The organism is Ideonella sp. P3_A4, assembly GCF_056403075.1.
Window position 1 is genome coordinate 36791 of sequence record NZ_JBFUGE010000002.1, and the last position, 23830, is coordinate 60620.

Consider the following 23830-nt stretch of genomic DNA (forward strand, 5'->3'; position numbering starts at 1 on the left):
CGACAATCATCCGTGATGGCCACTGCTTCTTCGCCCACCACGACAGCGCCCCGCTCGCGCCTGGCCCTGTACCTCGACCTCATCCGCTGGAACCGTCCCGCCGGTTGGTTGCTGCTGTTGTGGCCCTCGCTTGCCGCGCTGTGGATCGCGGCAGACGGCTTCCCGGGCTGGCATCTGGTGATCGTCTTCGTGCTCGGCACGATCCTGATGCGCAGCGCCGGCTGCTGTGTCAACGACGTGGCCGACCGCGAGTTCGACAAGTATGTGAAGCGCACCGCGAACCGGCCGGTGACCAGCGGCGCCTTGCCGGTAAAAGAAGCGCTGGGGCTGGGCGCGGTGCTTGCGCTGCTAGCCTTCGGACTGGTGCTGACGACCAACCCGCCGACCATCTTGCTGTCAGTCCTGGCGCTGGCGGTGGCCATCGCCTACCCGTATGCCAAGCGCTTCGTTTCGATGCCGCAGGCGGTGCTGGGCGTGGCGTTCAGTTTTGGCATTCCGATGGCGTTCGCGGCGGTGCAGGGCAGCCAGTTCTGGAACATCGCGGCCGTTGGCAACGCGGTGCCATGGCACGCATGGTGTCTGCTGGCGATCAACCTGTTCTGGGTGTTGGCCTACGACACCGAATACGCGATGGTTGACCGCGACGACGACCTGCGGATCGGCATCAAGACCTCGGCCATCACACTTGGTCGTTATGACGTGGCCGCGGTGATGGCGTTCTACGTGGTCTATCTCGTCAGCTGGGGCTGGGTCACGACACGCCTGGGCGTGCCGAAGCTGGTCTGGGCTGGCATCGCCGTCGGCGGCGCGCAGGCCGCGTGGCACTACACGCTGATACGCGAGCGCTCACGTGACGGCTGCTTCAAGGCTTTCCGGCTGAACCACTGGGTCGGCTTCGCGGTGTTCGCGGGCACGGCGGTAGCGCTGGCGCGCATCTGACCGCGCCGCGAGGCGCGATCCCGTCAGACGCGTTGCAGCGTCAGCCTGTGCAGGCGCCGATGTTGCGTCCTTCGTGCTTCATGTAGATCTTTGGCACGACGACGCCGCTGCCATTGCGATCGGCCAGGTTGGTCCCGACCATCGTCATCTCGTAGCGATCGCTGCTGTAGGTGGCTTGCACATCCACCGTTCCCGTGCCGTTGGGCTGCTGGCACTCGAAGCGGCCGCTCGCCTTGCCCCCTTCAGCCTTCACATCCAGTGCGCGGCAGCCGGACTGGGCCACCTGCGACACCATCTTCTGCAATGTCTGCTCAATGCTCTGGCCGGCATCGGCCGGGGTCAGGCATCCCTGGCTCGCCGGGAACGGCTTCCAATGCTGGCCGTCGGCCGAGATCGAGGACTGCCGGCTCCATTGGCCGGGCTTGGGATTCTCGGCGTGCGCCGCGGCGGCGAGCGTCAGCGCAGCAGTCAGCAAAGCGAGTCGTTTCGTGGTGTACATGCGAAGTTCTCCGGGTGTCGTAAACAGTGTTCAAACGCGCGTTGCGCACCTATGGTGCACAGGGCTGAGCCGCCGGAGGTGTCGACAGGTAACGGCAGAGCGCCAAGTCCACCGACTCAGGCACCAAACTCGTCGCCGAGTTCCTTGGCGCGTCGCGCGGCGGCGTGTAGCGCCTGCACGAACGCATCCATCACGCCGTACTCGTCCAGCGTCGTGATCGCAGCGTGGGTGGTGCCACCTTTGGAGGTCACGTTCTGCCGCAGCACCGCCGGCGATTCGCTGCTTTGCGCGGCCAGCGCCGCGGCGCCAGCGAACGTTCCGACGGCCAAGCGGCGCGCCTGGTCGGCGGTCAAACCTAACTCGTTACCCGCGCGCATCATCGCCTCGACGAAATAGAAGACATAGGCAGGGCCGGAGCCGGACAACGCGGTCACCGCGTCCAGCTGCTCTTCACGCTCGACCCACAGCAGCTCGCCTGTCGGAGCCAGCAATTGTTCGACGCCGGCGCGCTCGTCTGCGGTCACCGCATCGCTCGCATACAGACCCGACATGCCGCGGCCGATCAGCGCCGGCGTGTTGGGCATCGTGCGCACGACGTGGGTACTGCCAGTGGCCTCTGCGATCGCTGAGTTGCGAATGCCAGCCATCACCGACAGCTGCAGCGCACCTTTCACATACGCGGCACACGGCTGCGCGGCCTCTTTGAACAGCTGCGGCTTGACCGCCCACACCACCAACGTGGCGTTCGCCAACGCAGGGCTCGCCGCCACTTCGACCACCACGCCGAACTGTTGGCGCAGCTTCTCGGCCTGGGCCGCGAAGGGTTCGATCACATGGATCGCGGAAGGCGCGTGGCCCGACTGGATCAGCCCGCCGATCAACGCCGAAGCCATGTTGCCGCCGCCGATGAAAGCGATGGTCGCAGAGGTGAGGTTTGCCGTCATGGCCGGCAGTGTAGAGGTCCCGCGCCCTGTACACATGAGCAGATGCGGATGGGGTTATGCAAACAATGCATGCAGCTCCGAGACAAATTCAGCCCTCTCTTCACTAGAGTGCCGACCCATGCTGTGGCGGCTGACTCACGAGGTGAGCCACCGCTGTATTCACATCTTGGAGTCCACGAGAAATGTCCAGCCCGCTTTCCTTTGTCCACCCGACCGCCGACAGTCCCTGGGGCACCTACCTGTCGCAGGTTGACCGCGTCACGCCTTACCTGGGCCATCTGGCTCGCTGGGTCGACACGCTCAAGCGCCCGAAGCGCGCGCTGATCGTCGACATCCCCATCGAGCTGGACAACGGCACCGTCGCCCACTTCGAGGGCTACCGCGTGCAGCACAACATGTCGCGCGGCCCGGGCAAGGGCGGCGTGCGCTACCACCCCGACGTCACGCTCGAAGAAGTGATGGCGCTGTCGGCCTGGATGAGCATCAAGAACGCCGCAGTGAACCTGCCGTACGGCGGCGCCAAGGGCGGCATCCGCGTCGACCCGAAACTGCTGTCGAACAAGGAGCTGGAGCGCATGACGCGTCGCTACACCAGCGAGATCGGCATCATCATCGGCCCGCAGCAGGACATCCCGGCACCGGACGTGAACACCAACCCGCAGATCATGGCGTGGATGATGGATACGTACTCGATGAACGTCGGCGCCACCGCCACCGGCGTCGTGACCGGCAAGCCGATCCACCTCGGTGGCTCGCTCGGCCGCGTCAAGGCCACCGGCCGCGGCGTGTTCGTCACCGGCCGTGAAGCCGCCCGCCGCATCAACCTGGACCTGAACGGCGCCAAGGTCGCGATCCAGGGCTTCGGCAACGTCGGCTCGTCGGCCGCCGAGCTGTTCGCGCAAGCGGGCTCGAAGATCGTCGCGGCGCAAGACCACACCGGCTCGATCTACAACGGCAGCGGCTTCGACCTGGCCGAGCTGATCCCGCACGTGAAGGCCACCGGCGGTGTCGCCGGCTTCAAGGGCAGCGAGCCGATGGGCAACGAGGAGTTCTGGGACGTCAAGGTCGACATCCTGATCCCCGCCGCGCTCGAAGGCCAGATGACGGCCGACCGCGCCCGTCGCACCAGCGCCAAGCTGGTGCTCGAAGGCGCCAACGGCCCGACCGTGCCGGCCGCCGACGACATCCTGGCCGACCGCAACATCCTGGTCGTGCCGGACGTGATCTGCAACGCCGGTGGTGTGACCGTCAGTTACTTCGAGTGGGTGCAGGACTTCTCCAGCTTCTTCTGGACCGAAGACGAGATCAACCTGCGGTTGGACAAGATCATGGTCGGCGCCCTGAAGCGCATCTGGGACGTGGCCGACCAGCACCAGATCACCCTGCGCACCGCAACCTTCGCGGTCGCTTGCGAGCGCATCCTGGCCGCGCGCGAAGAGCGCGGTCTGTATCCGTGATGCACCCCTGAACTTGGGGGGTCAGCGCAGTCGCTGTCATCGGCGGCGCTAGACTTCGCGTTGCAGCCTTGCCGGGCCTGGACTCGTCCAGTGGCTCGGCCGGTGCGTCAAGCCGGGCCCGCGCCCGGCTTGCGTCTTTTTGAAGATCCTCCACGGATGGGAGTCCTGATGAAACTACGCCTGACATCGCTCGGCACCTTGCTGCTCGTGGCGAACGCCGCCTGGGCTGGAAACTCGCAACCCACGGTCGAACACTGCGATCGTGAAATGGGCAGCCTGGCAGTCTCGGAGGTGCAGGACTACATGCTCACGCGGCTGTCCTATTACAAGCTGGGCTCGCCGAGCACGATGCTGCGCATGATCGCGCAGGAGTCGGGCTGCTTCGCCGTCGTCGAACGCGGCGCGGCCATGCAAAACCTGCAACAGGAACGCTCGCTGGCAGCGGGCGGACAGTTGCAGCAGGGCTCGAACATCGGCGGCGGCCAGATGCAGGCGGCCGACTTCGTGATGACTCCTGCGGTGCAGTTCAGCGACGAATCCGGCGGTGTCGGCGGCTCCGTGAGCAACCTGCTCAGCCGGGCAGGCGGAGTGCTAGGCCAGCTCAGCAGCGTGGCGGGTGGCGTGAAATTCAAGGAAGCCGAAACCACGCTGCTCGTGGCCGACGTGCGCTCGGGCATCCAGGTGGCCAGCGCCGAAGGCAAGGCCACCAAGATGGATTTCAGTGTCGACGCCTGGGGCTGGGGCAATTTGGGCTGGGCATCGGCCGGCGGCTACACCAAGACGCCCGAAGGCAAGCTGATCGCGGCCAGCCTGTTGGACAACTTCAACAAGATCGTCCAGCAGATCCGCAGCAAGCCGCAGCTGATCCGCAACACCTCGCAGGCGTCGGTGCAGAACGCCTCGCAGTCGATTGCCGCGACCGGCAGCGGCTCGGTCGGCCAGCCTTCGCCCGCGGCGATGGCCGCGATCCAGCCGCAGCAAGCCGGCGGTGCACTGCCCGCCACGCTGATCGGCGCCTTCTCGGGCCAGTACAGCGGCGGCCAGCAGGGCGTGTTCTCGATCATGATCGGCAACGACGGCCGCATCACCGGCGTCGGTCAATCGTCCGCCGGTGCCAGCTTCACCGTCACCGGCATGGCCAATTCCAACGGTTCGCTGGTGATGGCCGGAAGCGGCCAGGCGGGCGCGTCGCAATTCACCGGCGTGATCGACCCGAACAGCGGCGCAGTCGTCGGCACCTGGCGCATGGGCACCGGCCGCAGCCAAGGCAACTTTAACGGCCGCAAGCAGTAAGCGCTGCGTTAGCGGAATCACTGGCCACCTTCGGGTGGCCTTTTTGTTTGCGGAACAATCGGCGCGCCGTTGCCTTGAAGGACTGACATGACGACACGCCGTTCCCTGCTCTTGTGGCTGCCGCTGGCCACCGCGCTGGCTGCCCCACTGTGCGCGCAGAGCGAGACCTGGCCCAGCAAGCCGGTGAGGATCGTCGTGCCGGCACCCGCCGGCAGTTCGCTGGACAACATCGCCCGCCTGCTCAGCGACCGCCTGGCCGAGCGCTGGGGACAGCCGGTGGTGGTCGACAACAAGCCCGGCGCCGGCGGCATGCTGGGCACCGACATCGCGGCCAAGGCCGCGCCGGACGGCCACACGATGGTGCTGTCGTTCAATGGCCCGATCGCCTTCGCGCCCTTTCTCTACAGCAAGGTCCCCTACGACGCGGCCAAGGACTTGGCGCCGGTCGTGATGACGACTTCGCAGCCCAATGTGCTGGCGGTCAATGCCGCCAAGGTGCCGGCCAAAACGGTCAAGGAATTCGTCGATTGGGCCAAGGCCGGCAACGGCGCGATGAACTACGCGTCGCTCGGCAACGGCAGCTCGGCTCACCTGACGATGGAGCTGTTCATGGCCGAGGCCGGGCTGAAGGGCACGCACATCCCGTACAACGGCTCGCCGCCGGCGGCGCTGGCGGTCGCGCAGGGTGATGTCGACGCCACCTTCATGGTCGCGCCGGCGCTGCTGCCGCACGTGAAGTCGGGCAAGGTGCGGCTGATCGCGCTCAGCAGCGCGCAGCCGGTCGAGTCGATGAAGGAGCTGCCGACGTTGGCCTCGGCGGGCTACAAGGCGGTCGAGTCGATGGCGTGGAACGGTCTGTTCGTGCCGGCCGCGACGCCGGCCCCAGTGATCGCGAAGATCAATGCCGATGTCAATGCGCTGTTGGCCGACAGCGCGGTGCGGACAGCGCTCGACAACCAGGGACTGACGCCGGTGGGCGGTAGCGCCGCCGATCTCAAACACCTGGTCGAGGCCGAGCAAAAGCGCTGGGCACCGATCATCACGAAGATCGGCGTCAAGCTCGATTGAGCCGCCTCGCTCGACGCTGACCCGGCCGGGATCTCTCAGGCTTTGACGAACAGCCGGTAGTCGGCGGTGTACGGCACCTTGGCCTGGTGGCCCAGTTCGTCGGCCGCGCAAGCCGCCGCGGGCGCGACACCACCCACCGTGCGAATGCGCTGGATGCTGGTGACACCCGCATAGCGGCCCGCTGGCCCGGCCGTCTGCGTGCTCAGCAGCAACCAGGGGATCGCACCGGCTTGCGGCGCGTCGGCCTTGGCCTTCACGCTGCCCTTGATGCGGCTGCCGTCGGTGGCTTCCCAGTGCGGGCCCGCGTAGTGCTTGCCGACTTGTTTACCCTGCGCATCGAGCAACTCGGCCTCGGGCGCTACGAAGGCCCATTCGTTGCCGGCGGCGCCTGCCTTGGCGCGGCACTCGTAGATCTGCACACCGCGAGCAGCCACGACCTCGAGCAGGCGTTCGCCGGCTGGGGCCTGCAAGGCATCGGGGATGGTGGGGGCGGGTGGTGTCGTGGTGCTGCAGGCGCTGATCAGGCCAGCGGTCGCGACAGCGGCCATCACAGTGGTCAGGTGAGCAGAGTGGGTCATCGGGAATCTCCGTCGGGGTGAATGAGGTCAGCCGGCCTGCGACTTCGGGCCAGCTTGTCGCCACCTACGGAGCGGGCGCGCGTTTGGACGCAGCGCCCGCCGAAGAACATGCTCAGTGCAGCCCTGCCAGCAGCGCCGCGTTGCCGCCAGCGGCCGCGGTGTTGATCGTCACTGTCTGCTCGGCGCAGAAGCGGTAGAGCTGACGCGCGCTGGTCGCTTCCTGCAGGGCCAGCAGCGGCACGATCGCGCCGTCTTGCGCCGCCAGTTGGCGGGCCAGGCGCGGCAGCCAGTCGGCGCTGGTCGCACAGACGCCCGCCACGCGGCGCTCGGCCACCAGCGCCGTGCCCAGCGTCTCTGCGCTGCCAGGCAAGGTCTGCAGCGCACCGCCGGGCAAGCCTGCTTGCTGCAGCAAGTGCAGCCAAGGCCGCGCCGCGGCCAGCGTGGCCTCGTCGCCGACCCAGGCCACCGTGTTGCCGGCCACCAGTGCAGCGGCCAAGGCGGCGGCCAACTCGGCCGCCGGTGCAGCGCCACCGATGAAGGCGAAGACACCGCGGCCATGCAGCCGCAGCTCATTGCTCTCGCCGGTCGGGCCCGGCAGCGTGTTTGCGGCGAGCCGAGTCTCGGCCTGCGCCGCCAGCGTGCGCCAGCGTGCCGCCAGGCCTGCGTCGGAAGCGGCCAAGGTGTCAGCGGCGCTGCGCAGCCAGCTGGCTCGGTCGGCCAGCGGCGTTGCACTCCACACAGCGTGCTGGGCCACCAGCCCATCCACCGCGCGGCGTGCAGTCTCGATCGCAGCCGGTGCCGGCGCTGCGGCGGGCGTCGATTCAGCGCTGTCCACTGCGACTGCCGGGGCGCCCGCCTCGGCACCAAAGCGCAGCACATAGTTCGGTCCGCCCGCCTTCGGGCCGGTGCCCGACAGGCCTTCGCCGCCGAACGGCTGCACGCCGACGACCGCGCCGATCATGTTGCGGTTGACGTAGACGTTACCGATCTGGGCCAGCTTGGCCAGTCGCTCGGCGCGGCTGTCGATGCGGGTCTGGATGCCAAAGGTCAGGCCATAACCCAGCGCGTTGATTTCGCGCACCAGGGCTTCGGGGTCACCGCCCCAACGCACCACGTGCAGCACGGGGCCGAAGATCTCGTTCTTCAGATCGGCCACACGCTTCAGCTCGAACGCCGCCGGCGCCACCAGGCGCGGGAAGGCCGCAGCATCGGTCTTGGTCTCACCCAGCAGCTTGGCTTCGCGCTTCAGGCGTTGCACATGGCCGGCAATGCCCTGGAAGGCCTCTTCGTCGATCACCGGGCCGACGTCGGTCGCGAGCTCCGACGGATCGCCGACGCGCAGCTCGGCCATCGCGCCCTTGATCATCTCGATCACGCCATCGGCGATGCCTTCGTGCACGCACAGCAGGCGTAGCGCTGAGCAGCGCTGGCCGGCCGAGCGGAAGGCGCTTTGCACCACCGCGTCGACCACTTGCTCGGGCAGCGCCGTCGAGTCGACGATCATCGCGTTCAGGCCGCCGGTCTCGGCAATCAGCGGCACCGGTGCGCCGCCCTTGTCGGCCAGCGTGCGCTGGATGATGCGGGCCACCTGGGTCGAGCCGGTGAAGCAGACGCCCGCAGTGCGCACGTCAGCCACCAGACCAGCGCCAACGGTTTCGCCGGGGCCATGCAGCAGTGCCAGCGCATCGGCCGGCACGCCAGCTTCGTGCAGCAGCGCGACCATGCGCGCGGCCACTGCCGGCGTCTGTTCGGCCGGCTTGGCGGCCACGCTGTTGCCGGCGGCCAGAGCAGCCACCACCTGGCCGGCGAAGATCGCGAGCGGGAAGTTCCACGGGCTGATGCAGACGAAAACGCCACGGCCGCTGGAGGCCTCTGTCTGCGCCGCCACCTGGTCGGCGTAGTAGCGGCAGAAATCGACCGCCTCGCGCACCTCGGCCACGCAGTCACCCAGTGTCTTGTGGGCCTCTTTGACCAGCAAGCCGCAGTACTCGGCCAGGCGTGCGTCGAGTAGGTCGCCAGCGCGGCGGACGATCGCCGCGCGCTCGGCGGCGGGCCGCACGTTCCACGCGGCAAAGCCCTGCTGTAGGCGCTGCATCGTGCTGTCGATGTCGCCGCGGGTCGCTTCAGGCACCGGCTCGACATGGGTCGCGGCGATGGCCGCCGTCAGCGGGGCGCGCTGGGCCAGGCAGGTGATGTCGGCGCCGGTCGAATTCAGCCGTCGCACGACACCCTTCTCGCCGTACAGGTCGATCGGCAGCGGCAGCCCTTCGGTCGCCTCCGGCGCACCCGCATGGGCCTCTGCCAGCGGCGAAGCGAGCAGGTCTTCCGGCGCGACGCGCGGGTCGGCCAGCTTGTGCACGAACGACGAGTTGGCGCCGTTTTCGAGCAGCCGGCGCACCAGGTAGGCCAGCAGGTCGCGGTGCTCGCCAACTGGCGCGTAGACGCGACAGGCCATGCGCGGGTTCTTCAGCACCTCGCGGTAGACGCCGTCGCCCATGCCGTGCAGGCGCTGCATTTCATAGTGCGTGTCGGGCTCGGCACCGGCATCGCGCGCCATCGTGACGATGGCCGCGATGGTGCCGGCGTTGTGCGTGGCGAACTGCGGGTAGATCACGTCGCGGTGTGCCAGCAGCGCCTTTGCGCAGGCCAGGTACGAGACGTCGGTGTGCGCCTTGCGGGTATAGACCGGGTAGCCCGGCAGGCCCAGCTCCTGCGCGCGCTTGACCTCGCCGTCCCAGTACGCCCCCTTGACCAGGCGGACCATGAAGCCCAGCCCATGGCGGCGCGCGATCGCGGCGACCTCGTCGACCACCGCCAGCGCGCGGGTCTGATAGGCCTGCACCGCGAGGCCAAAGCCGCGCCACTTCGGGTAGGTCTTGGCGATGCGCTCGGCCAGCGCCTCCAGCACATCGAGCGACAACTCGAGGCGATCGACCTCTTCGGCGTCGATGGTGAGGTTCAACTGCGCCGGCGCGGCGCGCTCGATCAGCGACCACACGCGCGGCAGCAGTTCGGCAAACACGCGCTCGCGCTGAGCGTCTTCATAGCGCGAGAACAAGGCCGACAGCTTGATCGAGATGCCGTCGCTGGTCTCCGGGCCGGCGCCCCTGGCAGTGGCCGCGATCACATCGATCGCGTTGGCGTACGAGGCCAGGTAGCGCTCGGCGTCGTGTTCGGTGCGAGCGCCCTCGCCCAGCATGTCGTACGAATAGCGCAGGTTGGGCTGCTCGCGGCGTTGCGCGGCGGCTTCGCCCATCGCCTCGCCGATCGTGCGGCCGAGCACGAACTGGCGGCCCAGCAGCTGGATCGCCCGCACCGTGGCAGCCACGACCGTGCGGGCGCCCAGGCGCTTCAGCAGACCCGGCTCCTCTTCAGCTTCCGGCAAGAACTTTTTCGACAACGCGATCGCGGTCGCTGACAGGCTGGCCAGCATGCCGCCCGAACCGTCGGCGCCATCGAATTCGGCCCGGCCCAGCTGATCGGCCGTCAGCGCAACCGCGGTTTCAACGTCGGGTACACGCAACAGTGCCTCGGCCAGCCGCATCAGCGCCAGCCCCTCGGCACTGGAGATCGGGTATTCCTTCAGCAGCGACTCCATCGCCCAGAACGGCGCCGGCTTGTCGCGCACCGCCTGGACCCAGGGTTTGGCCTGGGCCACCACCACCGACCAGTCGGCCCCGGAATCCAGGCGCTGGCGCGCGGCCTGCAGCGCCTCGTGCTCACGCACATACGGGAAAGGCAGACGGGCCCGGGCCGGGGGGACGGCGAACGGGGTAGGCGAGGTGGCAACAGCGCTCATGAGGGTGCTTTCAAGCCGAGCCCCGCCGTAACACGCTGATTCAGCGGCCGGGGGCCCATGGCGGTAGAAATCCTGACTGGAAGGATTGGCAGCTTACGCGGACAATTCCTGAAAAAGATTCGGAGTTCCCAGCCTGTGACGAAGTTTTCTCAAGCATGCAGCCCACAATAAACGACCAAAGCCTCGCCGATCGCGGGCTCGACAAGATCGATCTGAGAATCCTGCGCGTTCTACAAAAGGACGGACGGATCAGCAACCTGAAACTGGCCGAAGAGGTGCACCTGTCGCCCACCGCGGTGCTCGAACGGGTCAAACGCCTGACGCGCGACGGCTTCATCCTCGGCTACGAAGCCCGCCTGAACCCGCTCAAGCTGGGCGCAGGGCTGATGGTATTCGTCGAGGTGCTGCTGGACCGCACCGTGCACGACGTGATGGACAGCTTTCGCGCCGCGGTGCAGGTGCGGCCCGAGATCCTGGAATGTCACCTGGTGGCCGGCGGCTTCGACTATTTGTTGAAGACCCGGGTGTCGGACATGGCGGCCTACCGCAGCTTCGTCGGCGACGTGATCTGGTCCCTGCCGGGTGTGCGGGAAACCCGCACCTACGCGGTGATGGAAGAAGTGAAAAACAGCACATCGCTGAGTTTCTGAGCGGACAGTTATAGGAGCTAACGGCGGCGCAGGCAGAGCGCGGCCAGCGCACGGCCGCTCCGAAGCGGCCGCGCACCCGCTCGGCGGGTGGTGGCGGTATTCCGCGACCGGGTGCCCCCCCCCGATCGGGGGGGTGCCCCTCCCTCATGCGGGCGATGGTGCCAGGGGTGGGCTCTGACGGACGATCTCGTTCATGCCGGCCGAACCGGCAAACCATACGAGGGAACCGCCGTGACCAGCCCAGCCATCCACCTTGCCGCCCACCTGCGCCTGCCGCCTTTCCTGTCGCGCCTGCCGATCGAGCGCCCGCTTCCGCGCGGCTGGCCGACCTGGCTGCCGGCTCCAGCCAACCGGCCCGACGACGTGGCGCTGCAAGCCGGGCACGAGCCGACGGTCTCGATCGAAGACTTGCCGCAGTCACTGGGTGTCGAGCCGATGCTGCCCGGCTCGGTGGCCGCCGGCGGCTGGTACGACTCGAGCCTGGACCTGAAGCTCGGCCTCGAGGTGCAGGACCTCGGCCCGGTCGAGTGGCTGGACGAGTCGGACGGCGCGTTCGCCTGAAGCGCCGCTCTCAGCGGCGACCCGCCTAAGCGCGCGCGCCGAAGATGGCGCTGCCGACGCGCAGCAGCGAGGCGCCTTCGAGCACCGCCGCCTCCAGGTCCGCGCTCATGCCCATCGACAAGGTGTCCAACTGCAGGCCTTGATCCCGCAGCGCGATGAAGGCCTCGTGCAACCGCCGGTGCGGCGCCCGCTGCGCAGCCAGGCCGTCGACCGGCTCGGGGATCGACATCAAGCCGCGCAGTCTCAGCCTCGGTAACGTTGCCACCGCCCGAGCCAACGCCGGCAGTTCGTCGAACACGATGCCGCTCTTGCTGGCCTCGCCGTCGACATTGACCTGCAAGCATATGTTCAACGGCGGCAGGTTCTCCGGCCGCTGCGCCGACAGCCGTTCGGCGATCTTCAGCCGGTCGACCGTGTGCACCCAGTCGAAGGCCTCGGCCACGACCCGCGTCTTGTTCGACTGCAGGGGCCCGATCAAATGCCATTCGAGTTGCGCGCGCACATCGGCCAGTGCTTCGATCTTGACCAAAGCCTCTTGCACATAGTTTTCGCCGAAGGCATGTTGGCCGGCAGCAACCGCCGCGCGCACCGCTTCTGCCGGGCAGGTCTTGCTGACCGCCAGCAACGTGACACGCTGCGGCGAGCGGTTGCACTCGGTGCAAGCACGGTCGATCCGATGCCGCACTTGGCGTAAGTTCTCAGCGATACTGCCCAGGTTCGTGCCCATGATTGCCTGAGCATAAGACACGAACATCGGGCACCGAGATTCGCCGTTGACGGCCGCACGGTGTCACCCAGAGACAAGCCGCCCAAACCGCCCCATGGACATCACCCAGCTGCTGGCCTTTTCGGTGAAGAACAAGGCATCGGACCTGCACCTGTCAGCCGGCCTTCCGCCGATGATCCGCGTGCATGGCGACGTGCGCCGCATCAATGTCGACCCCATGACGCACAAGCAAGTGCACGCCATGGTCTACGACATCATGAACGACACCCAGCGCAAACAGTATGAAGACACGCGCGAATGCGACTTCAGCTTCGAGGTGCAGGGCCTGGCGCGTTTTCGCGTCAATGCGTTCCACCAGAACCGCGGCGCCGCCTCGGTCTTCCGGACCATTCCGTCGAAGATCCTGACGCTGGCGAATCTGAACTGCCCGCCGGTCTTCGCCGACCTGGCCCTGAAGCCACGCGGCTTGGTGCTGGTGACCGGCCCGACCGGCTCGGGCAAGTCGACCACGCTGGCCGCCATCGTCGACCACCTGAATGAGAACGAGTACGGCCACATCCTGACGCTGGAAGACCCGATCGAGTTCGTGCACGAATCGAAGAAGTGCCTGGTCAACCAGCGTGAGGTCGGGCCGCACACGCTGAGCTTCTCGAACGCGCTGCGCGCCGCACTGCGCGAAGACCCGGACGCGATCCTGGTCGGCGAGTTGCGTGACCTGGAGACCATCCGCCTCGCGCTGACCGCGGCCGAAACCGGCCACTTGGTGTTCGGCACCTTGCACACGTCCAGCGCCGCCAAGACCATCGACCGCGTGGTCGACGTCTTCCCCGCGGCCGAAAAAGACATGGTGCGCGCGATGCTGTCCGAGTCGATGCAGGCCATCATTTCGCAGACCCTGTGCAAGACCAAGGACGGCAACGGCCGGGTGGCGGCGCACGAGATCATGCTGGGCACAGCGGCCATCCGCAACCTGATCCGCGAGAACAAGATCGCGCAGATGTACTCGTCGATCCAGACCGGCCAGAACCTGGGCATGCAGACGCTGGACCAATGCCTGGCCGAGCTGGTGCGGCGCAATGTGATCGGCGCCAACGAGGCACGCTTGAAGGCGAAGTTCCCGGAGAACTTCCCGGGCTGAGGCCGCGGGCAGCAGGGTCGAGGAGAGTCAGGGCATGGCAGTCGGTGGATTCCTGTTCCGGTGGTGGCGGCCGGCCAAGCCCAAGCCGGAAGTGCGTCAGCGTGCCGACGATTCGGGCTTCTACGCGACGCAGTTCGTTGACCGCCATGACGACGCGCGCCGTGTCGCCTCGTGGAAGCAGCGCCCGGCCGACATGCGCGAGCGCAAGCACGACGAATCCAGCGGCATCACCGCGCTGGTGCGCCTGTTCAGCCATGACCGCACGATGGCAGCGCTGGGTGCCCAGCAACTGCAACTGCTGGCCGGGCAACTCGAATACGTCGAGCTCGACGCCGGCAAGCGCATCTTCAGCCAGGACGAGCAAGGCGACTATCTGATGATCGTGCTGCAAGGCGCCGTCGCCGAAGAGCGCGCACAACCTTCGGGCGCCAAGGTGCGCCTGGGCGAGGTGCGCGCCGGCGAGGTGCTGGGCGAGTTGTCGGTGATCGATGGCGGCACGCGGCTTTGTTCATGCACCGCGCTGACGCCTGTGCACCTGGCGGTGCTGGCCCAACCGACGCTCGACCGCCTGCTCGCGGAAGAGCCGCGGTTGGCCGCCGCGTTGTTGGGCTGGCTGGCCAAGCGGCTGTCGCTGCGTTTGCGCCAGGTCAGCGCCCGCGTTTCGGTGTTGCTGAGCCGCATGCCCGCCGCCACCGATCAGCCGCGCTGAGACGGCCCCATTTTCTGCAATTCGGAGACCCTCCATGGAACGCGACCAGGCCTCGAAATTCGTCAGCGACCTGCTGCGCCTCTTGGTCACCCGCAACGGTTCGGACTTGTTCCTGACCGCTGATTTCCCACCCGCGATCAAGGTCGACGGCAAGGTCAGCAAGGTGTCGCCACAACCGCTGTCCGGCGCGCACACCATCACGCTGGCGCGCGCGATCATGAACGACAAGCAGGCGGCCGAGTTCGAGCGCACCAAGGAGTGCAACTTCGCGATCTCGCCGGCGGGCATCGGGCGCTTTCGCGTCAGCGCGTTCATGCAGCAAGGCCACGTCGGCATGGTGCTGCGGACGATTCCGGCGCACATCCCGACAGTCGACGAGCTGGGCCTGCCGACGATCCTGAAAGACATCGCGATGACCAAGCGTGGCCTGGTCATCATGGTGGGCGCCACCGGCTCGGGCAAGAGCACGTCGATGGCCGCGATGGTGGACTGGCGCAACGAGAACGCGCAAGACCACATCATCACGGTCGAAGACCCGGTCGAGTTCGTCCACCCGCACAAGAACTGCATCATCACGCAGCGCGAGGTCGGCATCGATACCGAAGACTGGGACATCGCGCTGAAGAACTCGCTGCGCCAGGCGCCGGACGTGATCCTGATGGGCGAAGTCCGCGACCGCAAGACGATGGAGCTGGCGGTCGCCTTCGCCGAAACCGGCCACTTGTGCATGGCCACGCTGCACGCCAACAGCGCCAACCAGGCGCTGGACCGGATCATCAACTTCTTCCCCGAAGAGCGACGCGACCAGTTGCTGATGGACATCTCGCTGAACCTGAAGGCGATGATTTCGCAGCGCCTGATCCCGCGCCAGGAGGGCAAGGGCCGCCGCGCCGCGGTCGAGATCATGCTTAACACGCCGCTGATGGCCGACCTGATCTTCAAGGGCCAAGTGGGCGAGCTGAAAGAGCTGATGAAACGCTCGCGCGAGCTCGGCATGCAGACTTTCGACCAGGCGCTGTTCGACCTCTACGAGGGTCAGGTGATCACCTACGAAGACGCACTGCGCAACGCCGACTCGGTCAACGACCTGCGGCTGCAGATCAAGCTGAACAGCCAGCGCGCCCGCGTCACCGACCTGTCGGCGGGGACCGAACACCTCACGATCGTTTAGCCCCCACGCCCCCTTCCGGGGGCTGCCCCCCGAGGGGGCTCGCGCAGCGGACCGGCAAAGCCGGTTCCGCGCACGCCACTTGATGTGCGGCGACTCCTGCGGAGCGCCGCGATGGCACGCATGGAGCGGACACGATGAAGACATACGAACCGATTGCGCCAAGGCGCGTGGCGTTTCTGGGGCTGGGCGTGATGGGTGGGCCGATGGCGGCGCACTTGGCGGCGGCCGGGCATGCGGTGACGGTTTACAACCGGACGTCGGCGAAGGCGCAGGCGTGGGTCGCAGAGAACGGTGGGTCGTCGGCGGGCACACCGCGTGCGGCGGCTGAAGGCGCTGAGTTCGTGTTTGCGTGTGTCGGCAATGACGACGACTTGCGGGCGGTCACGTTGGGGCAGCAAGGCGCGTTGGCTGGCATGGCGCCGGGGACCGTTTTTGTGGATCACACCACGGCGTCAGCCGATGTGGCGCGTGAGCTGCACGCGGCCGGTCTGCAGCATGGCATCCACTTTGTCGATGCGCCGGTGTCGGGCGGCCAGGCCGGCGCGGTCAACGGCTTGTTGACTGTCATGTGCGGCGGCGATGCGAAGCCCTTCGATGCGATGAAACCGGTGGCGATGGCTTATTCGCGGGCGGTGACGCTGCTGGGGGCCAGTGGCGCCGGCCAGCTGGCAAAGATGGTCAACCAGATCTGCATCGCTGGCCTGGTGCAGGGCCTGTCAGAAGCGATCGCATTCGGCCAGAAGGCCGGGCTGGACATGGCGATGGTGCTCGATGTGATCGGCAAAGGCGCTGCGCAGAGCTGGCAGATGGACAACCGCGGCAAGACGATGGTCGAAGACAAGTTCGACTTCGGCTTCGCGGTCGACTGGATGCGCAAGGACCTGGGCCTGGTGCTCGACGAAGCCCGCCGCAACGGCGCCAAGCTGCCAGCGACGGCGCTAATCGACCAGTTCTACGCCGATGTGCAGGCCCAAGGCGGCGGGCGCTGGGACACGTCCAGCCTGATCCGGCGTTTGAAGTAAGACCCCTGGCAGCGCCCCTCGAGAGCGCGCCAGGGTCGATGACTACTTCTTGGCGTCGAGCGCCTTCAGTTCGGCCTCGGTGATCATCTCGAACACCCGCACCACCTTCTGTACGCCACTGACGGTGCGGGCCACTTCGGCGGCCTTGTCGGCTTCCTTTTCGGTCACCCGACCCATCAGGTAGACGGTGCTGCGTTCGGTGACGACCTTGATCGCATGGGCCTGGATGTTGCCGTTGTCGATGAATGCGGCCTTGACCTTGCTGGTCAGCAGCGCGTCGTTCGAGCGCGCGGTCAGCGAGCTGAAGCTCATCACTGCCGTCTCGTTGACCGTCGAGCGCACGTTCTCGATCCCTGCGATGGCTTTTTCGACGGCTTCGCGGTCGGTATCGGTGGCCACCTCGCCGGTGATCAGCACCAGCCGGTTGTAGCTGGTCACGTTCAGGTGGGCGCGCTCACCCAGCGCCTCCTTCAGGCGCGGACCGGCCTTGAACTCAATTGCCTGGTCTTCCAGCTGTGCGCCCGAGGTGCGGCGGTCGCCGTACAGCAGCGCGCCGGAAGCAACCGCGCCGCCAATGATCAGCGGTGCGCAGGCGCTGGTCAGCGCCGCGGCGAAAGTGGCCAAGGCCAGCGTGGCCAGCAGGGTAAAACGTCGGGGCATCATGGTCATGGTGTGGGCACAGGTTGAGGGCGATCGATGACAGGCAGAGTCGTGCGACTCAGCTTGGTTCGGCATCACCCAGCAGTTGAAGGTCGATCGCGTCGCATAACGCATGCAGCACCAGCAGCTGCAGCTCATGCACGCGGGCCGGCCGCTCATGCGGCACGGCGATCCAGACATCGGTTTCGCCCAGCAGCGCAGGCAGGGCCGAGGCCTCGGCAGCAGGGCCGCTGAGCAGCACCACGCTCATCTCTTTGGCATGGGCCTCGCGCACAGCGGCCAGCAGCGCGGCGTCGTCGCCGCCCGTGCTGCAGGCCAGCAGCAGATCACCCGGCTGCCCCAGCGCACGGACCTGCAGCGCCAAGCCCAGCGCACTGTCGCCGGCCAGCTCGCTGATCGCTTGAAGCGGCTGCGCCAGGCTCGGGCCCAGCGCCAGCGCGGCCAGCGGCGGGCGCTCGCGTTCGAAGCGAAGCAGCAGCGCCGAGCACAGCCACTGCGCCAGCAACTGGCCACCGCCCTGGCCGCAGGCCAGCAGCTTGCCGCCGGCGGTGAGGCAACCAACCGCGGCCTGCGCGGCGTCGGCGATCGGGCGGGCCAATCCCTCGGCCACCTGGTACATCAGGTCGGCACATTCGAAAAACTGCTGCTGGATACGGGCTTCGAGCATGGGCGCCGATGATAAGGGGCTCGCCCTCCGCTCCGGTGACAGGCTCGACAGGTCGCAGCCCAGGCTCAGGCTGCGTCGAAGGCCGCACGCAGCCAGACCAGCTCGTCGCCATCGATCGCCACCACGTCGAAACGGCAAGGCGGCAAGCGTGGCAATCGCGCCAGGTAGTGCTGGGCGGCGTAGACCAGCCGGGCTTGCTTGGCAGCCGAGACGCTGGCTGCTGCGCCGCCGCCGGCCTCGCGGTTGCGGCGGGCGCGCACCTCGACAAAGACCAGCGTGCCGTCCCGGTCGCGCAAGATCAGGTCGACCTCGCCGGCACGGCGGGACGGACCCCGCGCGACCCGATAATTGCGCTCGATCAGCTGCAGGCCCTGCTGCAGCAAATAGGCCAGTGCCCGCGCCTCGCCGCTGGCGCCGGTGGCCTGCCGGCCCGTGGGCGGCGCCCCTTCCGCCGAGGCCGCATCCACACGCTTGGGCTTGGACCTGAAGAACATGCACTCCCCTTCCCCGCTCGCGCTGACGCAAGCCGCCGCCCAGATGGCGGGTGGCCAGCACTACCCGGCGTCCGCGCTGTACGTGGTGGCCACGCCGATCGGCAACCTGGCTGACTTCAGCCTGCGTGCGGTGCACGTGCTGGCGCTGGTCGACGCGGTGGCTTGTGAGGATACCCGCGTCACTGCCGGGCTGATGCGCCATCTGGGGCTGGACAAACCGCTGATCGCGCTGCACGAGCACAACGAGCGCAGCGCCAGCGAGCGCGTGCTGGCACGACTGGCCGCGGGTGAGCGGGTGGCTTATGTCAGCGATGCAGGCACGCCGGCCGTGTCGGACCCTGGTGCGGTGCTGGTCGAGCAGGCGCGGGCCGCGGGCTGGCGGGTGCTGCCGATCCCGGGGGCCAGCAGTGTCGTAGCGGCGTTGAGCGCTGCCGGGCACGCGCCGTCCGGCACGAGCGACAGTGCGGCCTTTCACTTCGCCGGCTTCCTGCCGCCCAAGGGTGCAGAGCGGCTGGCCGCGCTGGACGCCGCACTGGCCCAGCCCTGTGCCTGCGTGCTGTTCGAGGCGCCACACCGCGTGGCCACGCTGTTCGACCAACTGGCCGAGCGCGCGCCAGCGCGGCGCATCACCATCTGCCGCGAGCTGACCAAGCAGTTCGAGCAAATCGAGACGCTGGACGCTGCTGCGCTGCCTGCCTGGCTGGCGGCCGACTCCAATCGGGTCAAGGGCGAATTCGTGCTGGTGCTGCATGCGGCCCCCATCGCACCGGCCGCCGAGGGCGACGACGCCGTCAGCGACAGCGCGCAGCGCACGCTCGCCGTGCTGCTGCGCGAGTTGCCGTTGAAGCAGGCCGTGGCCTTGGCGGCCGAGATCAGCGGCGCGCCGCGCAACGCGCTCTATGCGCGTGCGCTGGCCCACAAACAGTCAGGCGGCGACGCCGACTGAGCCGTCGCTCACTGGACCGGCTTGGGGTTCGTCGGCACCGAAGGGGTCGCCGGCTTGGTGGCGGCGTCGTGCTTCTGGCGGTAGACGTCCTTGTCGGCACGGTGCTGCATGCGGCGGATGTGCTGGCGCTCTTGCGTCGACACGCTGCCATCGGCGGCGGCCTTGTTCTGCGCCCGGTCGACGGCCTTCTGCTCGGCGTGCAGGCGCTGGGCCTCGCGCTTCGTGATCTCGCCAGACTGTTTGCCGGCGACGATTCGGTCGTGCTGGTTCGCCTCGCGCTTGTCAATCACCGGGGTGTTGGTGCCGCGCGGCACCGGCTCGGTGGTCGGCGCGGTGGTGGGTGAGGCGGTGGGCGCAACAGGGGTCGGCGCGGCTTGGGCAAAGCTGGCGGCAGAGACGGCCGTCAGTGCGGCGGCAGCGAGGAAATGACGCAAGTTCATGTTGTTCCTTTCGTGGTCGGTCGCCGATCGGCGGCACCTCCCCACAACGTTGGCCGTTAGCGCCGCGACGACCGCCGAACGCAAAGCCATGTAAAGCGACGTGACAGGGCTGCACTGCCTACAATCAGCCGATGATCGCCCGCGAACCCACCCTTGAGCGCCTGGGCGTCGCCCAAGGCTTGCTGCTGGACCCTTACCAACTCAACGAGGCCACGCTGGCGCGGGCGCTCGGCGTCATTGCCGAGCACCGGGTCGACGACGCCGATCTGTACTTCCAGTACACCCGCCATGAAGGCTGGAGCCTGGAGGAAGGTATCGTCAAGAGCGGCAGCTTCTCGATCGACCAGGGGGTCGGCGTGCGCGCAGTGGCGGGCGAGAAAACCGCCTTCGCCTACTCAGACGACATCTCCGAAGCCGCCCTGCTCGACGCCGCCCGCACGGTGCGCGCGATTGCCGCGGCCGGCCAGAGCAAGCGCATCAAGGTCGGTGGGCCGACCAAGGTGGCCGGCAGCCGCACGCTGTACGCCCCGATGGACCCGATTGCGACGCTGGACAGCACGCAGAAGGTGGCGCTGCTGGAACGGGTCGAGAAGATGGCCCGTTCGCGCGACCCGCGCGTGGTGCAGGTGATGGCCGGCCTGGCCGCCGAATACGACGTGGTGATGGTTGCGCGTGCCGACGGCACCCGCGCCGCCGACGTGCGACCGCTGGTGCGCCTGTCGGTCACGGTGATCGCCGAACAGAACGGCCGGCGCGAGGTCGGCTCGGGCGGCGGCGGTGGCCGCTTCGGTCTGGGCTACTTCCAGGAAGCGCAACTGGTCGAGTATGTCGACCAGGCCGTCAACGCCGCGCTGACCAACCTCGAATCGCGCCCGGTGCCCGCCGGCGAAATGACCGTGGTACTCGGCTCGGGCTGGCCCGGCGTGATGCTGCACGAGGCAGTGGGCCACGGCCTCGAAGGTGACTTCAATCGCAAGGGCTCGTCGACCTTCACCGGCCGCATCGGCCAACGCGTCGCGGCCAAGGGCGTCACCGTGCTCGACGACGGCACGCTGACCGACCGGCGCGGCTCGTTGAACATCGACGACGAAGGCAACCCGACGCAGCGCAACGTACTGATCGAAGACGGCATCCTGCGCGGCTACATGCAAGACAGCATGAACGCTCGCCTGATGGGCGTGAAGCCGACTGGCAACGGCCGGCGCGAAAGCTACGCCCATGTGCCGATGCCGCGCATGACCAACACCTACATGTTGTCGGGCGACAAGACCAAAGAAGAGATCGTCGCGAGCATCAAGCGAGGCCTCTACGCCACCAACTTCGGCGGCGGCCAGGTCGACATCACCAGCGGCAAGTTCGTCTTCTCGGCCTCGGAAGCCTTCTGGGTCGAGAACGGCAAGATCCTCTACCCGGTCAAGGGCGCCACGCTGATCGGCAACGGCCCCGAGGCAATGACCCGCGTCAGCATGGTCGGCAACGACATGAAGCTCGACACCGGTGTCGGCACCTGCGGCAAGGACGGCCAGAGCGTGCCGGTGGGCGTGGGCCAGCCGACGCTGCGCATCGACGGCATCACCGTCGGCGGCACGGCTTGAGCCGCACGCATCTCGCGCATCAACTTTCGATGGAGTGCTGCGCCACCAAAGAACTGGAGGATTGGTACGATTCGCGCTTTGTCTTTGTGTCGGGGAGGTAGCAGAACATGTCCAGTCCAACCGCCGGGTCCAATTTGGGCGAATTGTGGATTGACCTGCCGGATGCGCATGCGCGACTGGCCGGTCTCAGCCTTGACACGCAGACTCGCTCCGACGTAGCCCATTTCATCGATCAAGGTTATCTGATTGTTCCAGGCGCTGTTGCGCCGGAGATCGTCGATCAGGTGGTTCGCGATGCCCATGCCGTCATGCGCGAACCAAATCACTACGTGGTGCGTGACAAAGGTCAGTATGTCGACCCGGAGAAAATGAGCGAGTTCCACCTCGGGCATCGCATCATCGACCTGTACGCTGTGTCGCCTGCCGCACGACAGGCCGCGTTTTCGCCCAGAGTTTCACGACTGCTGCAGACGGCATTTAGCGAACCGGCGGTCGCAATCCAGTCTTTGTATTTCGAATTCGGATCACAACAAGCAGTTCATCAAGACACTGCTTATGTGGTATCACGCCGACCCCTCGCTTTGGCGGCTATTTGGATTGCGCTGGAAGATATCGAGCCCGGGACAGGTGAATTGTGCTTCTACCCCGGCGGGCACCGAGTGCCCCATCACCTTTTTGGGGGGACCCGAAAACATTGGATTCAGGCGCAAGACGGGGCCGAAGGGCACCAAGCCTATTTCAAGTACTTGCACGATCAAGCCCAGGCACGCGGCATCGAACTGGCAACCTTCAAAGCCAAGAAAGGTGACGCGCTGATATGGCATGCTGACTTGCCCCACGGGGGCTCGCGTATTCAACAGATGCACACTCGCCGCAGCTACGTATTGCATTTCGCGCCGCAGAGTGTGAAGGCCAACTATTTCGACAAGATTGGCGCCCACTATCATGAACTGCCAACTGCCGACGGCAACTACTTTTCCTGCCGACACTACAGGCTCAAGGAAATGGACGCGCGGGGCCGTGCAGCGCTCCTGTTTGACGGCGGAGTGTCGCAGCGAAGAATCAGCGCCCGAACTCACGCGCCCAGCTGACGCGCTGGCGCACCACGCGGGCCGGGACGCCGCCAACGATGGTGTTGGCGGCAACGTCTTGAGTGACTACGGCCGCTGCTGCGATGATGCTGCCTTCGGCAATACGCACATCCGGCATGATCATCGCTCGACGCCCCACCCAAACGTGCCGATCAATATGGACGCTGTGGCGCTCAGCATTAATCACCTCGCCGGTGTCTAGATCGGTAATAGGGTGCTGATCACTTGACTGCAATATGATCTCGTCTGAAAACTGGCAATCATCGCCAATCACGACGTCGGCGTTCGCTACGATCAGCCTAGCTTGACCGATGGTTGTGTGGTCGCCAATAAAAAGACGCGGCTTGCCAAACATCTGTATATTGGCTCGAATCACTGTTTGACTGCAAATAACCAGCTTTGCATGGTCGTCCCCCAGCGTCACCGTGACCTGTCCGCGTGGGCTGAGAACAGCAATGTGCACCCCTGAATAGAGCTGTTTACCCGCGTGACCGGTCAGTTTCACATGAGACAGCTTGTCCAGCCCTCCCTCCAATACGGTGAGAAAACAGGTGTCGTCGAATTCAGCGCTAACTCCTAGCGCCAGCGGGGAATCTGCAAGTCGAACCGTTTTCAGCGGTCGTCCATGGGTAAAAGGAGCAAACCGGACGAGGTCGGGCCGGAAACCGGACAATCGCAGCAGCGGCTCCAACGCAGTGATTTGAAGAGACATACATTCCGCGCCGCGGCACCGACCGGCAACTCAATATTGATGCGCGATTCTATCCAACAGACGGGCGCCGCGGCCCCGGCAACACCGTAGCCTGTTGAGCGCGCCCGGGCTGATTGCCCGGCGACAACTCCTTCATCCACGCGACCTGCTCCCTCAACACCGAGCTCGGAACGCCGCCAACTAGAGTGTTTGGCGCAACATCCAATACCACCATGGCGCCAGCTTGAACTATCGCCCCATCGCCAATTCGAACACCCGGCATCAACAGGGCGCGCCGATTCACCAGCACGTGTCGGCCGAGGTAGGTTCGCCGGCGTTCGCCATTCAGAACGTCGCCACTGGTCAAGTCGACCATGGGATGAGGATCGTTGCATTGCAACAAGACGTCCTCGACCAAATGGCAGTCTTCGCCGATGACCAGGTCCGCGTTGTTGATGATCATGCGGGACTGTCCGATGATGGTCCGGTCCCCAATGAAAACCGTTGGCCTTCGAAAGAGTTGAAGGCCCGCGCGCACGTTCGTATCCGTTCCAACGAACAGCTTGCAATGGTTGTCGCCAAGGACGACGTTCAGATGCCCCTTGGTGCTCAGGACCGTCAAATGAATGCCCGTGTATTGCCGCTTGGGGCCGTGCGCGACTAGCTTGATAGGAATCTGAGAAAGTTCCAT

The 23830-nt window shown here is 66.6% G+C and carries 24 protein-coding genes and 1 pseudogene; 14 read left to right on the top strand and 11 right to left on the bottom strand.

Annotated elements, in window-relative coordinates; genetic code table 11:
* The first annotated feature begins 15 nt into the window (after positions 1 to 15).
* Positions 16 to 939, top strand: a complete 924-nt coding sequence (gene ubiA / locus AC1DYI_RS00615) for a 4-hydroxybenzoate octaprenyltransferase (protein WP_477202133.1) — start codon at positions 16 to 18, stop codon at positions 937 to 939.
* A gap of 40 nt (positions 940 to 979) precedes the next feature.
* Here ubiA and AC1DYI_RS00620 read toward each other — a convergent pair whose 3' ends face one another.
* Positions 980 to 1438 carry a DUF3617 domain-containing protein gene (locus tag AC1DYI_RS00620; protein WP_477202134.1) on the bottom strand — a complete coding sequence of 153 codons (459 nt, stop codon included), beginning with the start codon at positions 1436 to 1438 and terminating at the stop codon, positions 980 to 982.
* 116 nt (positions 1439 to 1554) lie between these two features.
* Positions 1555 to 2382, bottom strand: coding sequence for a pyrroline-5-carboxylate reductase (gene proC, locus AC1DYI_RS00625; protein WP_477202135.1), 828 nt, complete (start codon positions 2380 to 2382; stop codon positions 1555 to 1557).
* 182 nt (positions 2383 to 2564) lie between these two features.
* On the opposite strand from proC, the gene AC1DYI_RS00630 reads away from it, so the two are divergent.
* The 3 genes from AC1DYI_RS00630 to AC1DYI_RS00640 all read left to right on the top strand — a co-directional run bounded on the left by AC1DYI_RS00630 (position 2565) and on the right by AC1DYI_RS00640 (position 6200).
* Positions 2565 to 3839, top strand: a complete 1275-nt coding sequence (locus AC1DYI_RS00630) for a Glu/Leu/Phe/Val family dehydrogenase (protein WP_477202136.1) — start codon at positions 2565 to 2567, stop codon at positions 3837 to 3839.
* A gap of 168 nt (positions 3840 to 4007) precedes the next feature.
* The gene (locus tag AC1DYI_RS00635) at positions 4008 to 5132 is read left to right on the top strand and encodes a CsgG/HfaB family protein (protein WP_477202137.1); all 1125 of its coding nucleotides are present in this window, start codon (positions 4008 to 4010) and stop codon (positions 5130 to 5132) included.
* A gap of 87 nt (positions 5133 to 5219) precedes the next feature.
* Positions 5220 to 6200: a Bug family tripartite tricarboxylate transporter substrate binding protein gene (locus tag AC1DYI_RS00640; RefSeq protein ID WP_477202138.1), complete on the top strand. Its 981-nt coding sequence runs from the start codon at positions 5220 to 5222 to the stop codon at positions 6198 to 6200.
* 35 nt (positions 6201 to 6235) lie between these two features.
* On the opposite strand, the gene AC1DYI_RS00645 is transcribed toward AC1DYI_RS00640, so the two are convergent.
* The 3 genes and pseudogenes from AC1DYI_RS00645 to AC1DYI_RS00655 form a co-directional block, all read right to left on the bottom strand.
* A complete protein-coding gene (locus AC1DYI_RS00645) occupies positions 6236 to 6778 on the bottom strand; it encodes a DUF3455 domain-containing protein (protein WP_477202139.1) in 543 nt (180 codons plus the stop codon).
* A gap of 112 nt (positions 6779 to 6890) precedes the next feature.
* Positions 6891 to 7655 (bottom strand): aldehyde dehydrogenase family protein, encoded by a 765-nt coding sequence (locus AC1DYI_RS00650; protein ID WP_477202180.1) that lies wholly within the window; start codon positions 7653 to 7655, stop codon positions 6891 to 6893.
* Positions 7635 to 10577 (bottom strand): annotated as a pseudogene (locus AC1DYI_RS00655) (L-glutamate gamma-semialdehyde dehydrogenase); the annotation flags it as partial. The pseudogene AC1DYI_RS00655 and the gene AC1DYI_RS00650, both read right to left, overlap by 21 nt.
* Positions 10578 to 10732: 155 nt before the next feature.
* Here AC1DYI_RS00655 and AC1DYI_RS00660 point away from each other — a divergent pair.
* Together AC1DYI_RS00660 and AC1DYI_RS00665 are read left to right on the top strand one after the other, a co-directional pair.
* The gene (locus AC1DYI_RS00660) at positions 10733 to 11227 is read left to right on the top strand and encodes an Lrp/AsnC ligand binding domain-containing protein (protein WP_477202140.1); all 495 of its coding nucleotides are present in this window, start codon (positions 10733 to 10735) and stop codon (positions 11225 to 11227) included.
* A gap of 231 nt (positions 11228 to 11458) precedes the next feature.
* Positions 11459 to 11788 (top strand): hypothetical protein, encoded by a 330-nt coding sequence (locus tag AC1DYI_RS00665; protein ID WP_477202141.1) that lies wholly within the window; start codon positions 11459 to 11461, stop codon positions 11786 to 11788.
* Positions 11789 to 11813: 25 nt separating this feature from the next.
* Here AC1DYI_RS00665 and AC1DYI_RS00670 read toward each other — a convergent pair whose 3' ends face one another.
* Entirely contained in the window at positions 11814 to 12515 is a 702-nt protein-coding gene (locus AC1DYI_RS00670; protein ID WP_477202142.1) for a YggS family pyridoxal phosphate-dependent enzyme, read from the bottom strand.
* Positions 12516 to 12609: 94 nt separating this feature from the next.
* Here AC1DYI_RS00670 and AC1DYI_RS00675 point away from each other — a divergent pair, with 94 nt between their 5' ends.
* The 4 genes from AC1DYI_RS00675 to AC1DYI_RS00690 all read left to right on the top strand — a co-directional run bounded on the left by AC1DYI_RS00675 (position 12610) and on the right by AC1DYI_RS00690 (position 16555).
* Complete coding sequence (locus AC1DYI_RS00675) at positions 12610 to 13653, top strand: type IV pilus twitching motility protein PilT (protein WP_477202143.1); 1044 nt, start codon at positions 12610 to 12612, stop codon at positions 13651 to 13653.
* Positions 13654 to 13687: 34 nt separating this feature from the next.
* Positions 13688 to 14362 (top strand): cyclic nucleotide-binding domain-containing protein, encoded by a 675-nt coding sequence (locus tag AC1DYI_RS00680; RefSeq protein WP_477202144.1) that lies wholly within the window; start codon positions 13688 to 13690, stop codon positions 14360 to 14362.
* 34 nt (positions 14363 to 14396) lie between these two features.
* Positions 14397 to 15533, top strand: coding sequence for a PilT/PilU family type 4a pilus ATPase (locus tag AC1DYI_RS00685; protein ID WP_477202145.1), 1137 nt, complete (start codon positions 14397 to 14399; stop codon positions 15531 to 15533).
* A gap of 134 nt (positions 15534 to 15667) precedes the next feature.
* Entirely contained in the window at positions 15668 to 16555 is an 888-nt protein-coding gene (locus tag AC1DYI_RS00690; RefSeq protein ID WP_477202146.1) for an NAD(P)-dependent oxidoreductase, read from the top strand.
* Between the two features lie 42 nt (positions 16556 to 16597).
* On the opposite strand, the gene AC1DYI_RS00695 is transcribed toward AC1DYI_RS00690, so the two are convergent.
* The 3 genes from AC1DYI_RS00695 to AC1DYI_RS00705 all read right to left on the bottom strand — a co-directional run bounded on the left by AC1DYI_RS00695 (position 16598) and on the right by AC1DYI_RS00705 (position 18376).
* Positions 16598 to 17224, bottom strand: coding sequence for a BON domain-containing protein (locus AC1DYI_RS00695; protein WP_477202147.1), 627 nt, complete (start codon positions 17222 to 17224; stop codon positions 16598 to 16600).
* A 49-nt stretch (positions 17225 to 17273) separates the two neighbouring features.
* The gene (locus tag AC1DYI_RS00700) at positions 17274 to 17882 is read right to left on the bottom strand and encodes an SIS domain-containing protein (protein ID WP_477202148.1); all 609 of its coding nucleotides are present in this window, start codon (positions 17880 to 17882) and stop codon (positions 17274 to 17276) included.
* Positions 17883 to 17947: 65 nt separating this feature from the next.
* Positions 17948 to 18376, bottom strand: a complete 429-nt coding sequence (locus AC1DYI_RS00705) for a YraN family protein (RefSeq protein WP_477202149.1) — start codon at positions 18374 to 18376, stop codon at positions 17948 to 17950.
* On the opposite strand from AC1DYI_RS00705, the gene rsmI reads away from it, so the two are divergent.
* A complete protein-coding gene (gene rsmI / locus AC1DYI_RS00710; RefSeq protein ID WP_477202150.1) occupies positions 18375 to 19322 on the top strand; it encodes a 16S rRNA (cytidine(1402)-2'-O)-methyltransferase in 948 nt (315 codons plus the stop codon). The two genes, AC1DYI_RS00705 and rsmI, sit on opposite strands and share 2 nt — an antisense overlap.
* A gap of 8 nt (positions 19323 to 19330) precedes the next feature.
* On the opposite strand, the gene AC1DYI_RS00715 is transcribed toward rsmI, so the two are convergent.
* Positions 19331 to 19762 (bottom strand): hypothetical protein, encoded by a 432-nt coding sequence (locus AC1DYI_RS00715; protein ID WP_477202151.1) that lies wholly within the window; start codon positions 19760 to 19762, stop codon positions 19331 to 19333.
* A 131-nt stretch (positions 19763 to 19893) separates the two neighbouring features.
* Between AC1DYI_RS00715 and tldD the strand changes: the two genes are divergently transcribed.
* Both tldD and AC1DYI_RS00725 read left to right on the top strand, forming a co-directional pair.
* Entirely contained in the window at positions 19894 to 21357 is a 1464-nt protein-coding gene (gene tldD, locus AC1DYI_RS00720) for a metalloprotease TldD (protein WP_477202152.1), read from the top strand.
* Positions 21358 to 21464: 107 nt separating this feature from the next.
* The gene (locus AC1DYI_RS00725) at positions 21465 to 22448 is read left to right on the top strand and encodes a phytanoyl-CoA dioxygenase family protein (RefSeq protein WP_477202153.1); all 984 of its coding nucleotides are present in this window, start codon (positions 21465 to 21467) and stop codon (positions 22446 to 22448) included.
* Here the strand turns inward: AC1DYI_RS00725 and AC1DYI_RS00730 are convergent.
* Positions 22420 to 23139 (bottom strand): acyltransferase, encoded by a 720-nt coding sequence (locus tag AC1DYI_RS00730; protein ID WP_477202154.1) that lies wholly within the window; start codon positions 23137 to 23139, stop codon positions 22420 to 22422. The genes AC1DYI_RS00725 and AC1DYI_RS00730 overlap by 29 nt on opposite strands.
* Before the next feature lie 244 nt (positions 23140 to 23383).
* Here AC1DYI_RS00730 and AC1DYI_RS00735 point away from each other — a divergent pair, with 244 nt between their 5' ends.
* Entirely contained in the window at positions 23384 to 23803 is a 420-nt protein-coding gene (locus tag AC1DYI_RS00735; protein WP_477202155.1) for a hypothetical protein, read from the top strand.
* The last annotated feature ends 27 nt before the right edge of the window (positions 23804 to 23830 follow it).